At 63.7% G+C, this 1,373-nt stretch carries 1 protein-coding gene; it reads left to right on the forward strand.

What is annotated here, in order from left to right:
* Nucleotides 1-365: 365 nt before the first annotated feature.
* The coding region (locus C167_RS0100375) for a cache domain-containing protein (RefSeq protein WP_017516310.1) at nt 366-1,373 on the forward strand (1,008 nt) is incomplete at its 3' end.

The following is a 1,373-nucleotide window of genomic DNA, read 5'->3' on the forward strand; positions in this document are numbered from 1 at the left end:
GGCGCCTTCGGGCGCCTTTTTTGTTCGCGAGCCATTCACCAGCAGACACTGCTTGCACAGAGGTAAGCCACCACCTGTATCACCGCTGAACCACCCGCCGCAGAGCCCCCCCTACCGTTCGTCCGACTCATTCAAGCTTCCCTCGGGCACGCCGAAATCAAGGGTGAAGGCCTTTGATACCAACCAACAAACCGGGCCTGTCGTCACCGCCGGCACAAGGGAGTTCCGGCCACGCCCGCACGGTTATCCGCCGCGCCGGCGCCGTCCGTTTCACACCACGGGAACGGACGTTCTGCGGCGACACCGGATCTGTCGCCCGGACCAACGCCATTCAGGCATCCCCCTACTTCCGGATTCGACGCAGCATGATCAAGAGCCTGAAATTCAGCCATAAGATTCTCCTGGCCGCATCGCTTGTGGTTTTCTCGGCATTCGCCCTCTTCACCCTCTACAACGACTACCTGCAGCGCAACGCGATCCGCGAGGACCTCGAGGATTACCTGCGGGAAATGGGTGACGTGACCGCCAGCAACATCCAGAACTGGCTGAGCGGCAGGCTGCTGCTGATCGAAAGCACCGCCCAGACCCTCGCTCGCGACAGCACTCCCGAGCACCTGACGGGCCTGCTGGAGCAGGACACCCTGCGCAAGACCTTCAACTTCACCTACCTGGGCCAGGAAGACGGCACCTTCACCATGCGCCCCAACAGCGCCATGCCTGACGGTTACGACCCGCGCACCCGCCCCTGGTACAAGGATGCCGTCGCGGCCGGCGGCACCACTTTGACCGAGCCCTACATCGACGCCGCCACCCAGCAGCTGATCATGACCGTGGCCACGCCGGCGCGCGCCGGCGGCAAGACCCTGGGCGTTGTCGGCGGCGACCTCGGCCTGCAGACTCTGGTGCAGATCATCAACTCGCTGGACTTCAGCGGCATGGGCTACGCCTTCCTGGTCAGCGGCGACGGCAAGATCCTCGTCCACCCGGACAAGAGCCTGATCATGAAGACGCTGGCGGACGTTTACCCGCAGAACACGCCGACGATCGGCGGCGGCTTCAGCGAAGCCGAGCTCAACGGCCAGACGCGCATCCTCAGTTTCACCCAGGTGAAGGGCCTGCCTTCGGTGAACTGGTACATCGGCCTCTCCATCGACAAGGCCGCGGCCTATTCGATGCTGAGCAAGTTTCGCGCTTCCGCGATAGTTGCCGCCGCGATTGCCATCGTCGCCATCCTGCTCCTGCTGGGCATGCTGATCCGCGTGCTGATGCAGCCGCTGACCACCATGGGCCGCGCCATGGAAGATATCGCCCAGGGCGAGGGCGATCTGACCAAGCGCCTGAAGGTCGCCAGTAACGACGAGTTCGGCGTACTG

This window comes from Pseudomonas nitroreducens TX1 (assembly GCF_000313755.1).
Taxonomy (GTDB): domain Bacteria; phylum Pseudomonadota; class Gammaproteobacteria; order Pseudomonadales; family Pseudomonadaceae; genus Pseudomonas; species Pseudomonas nitroreducens_A.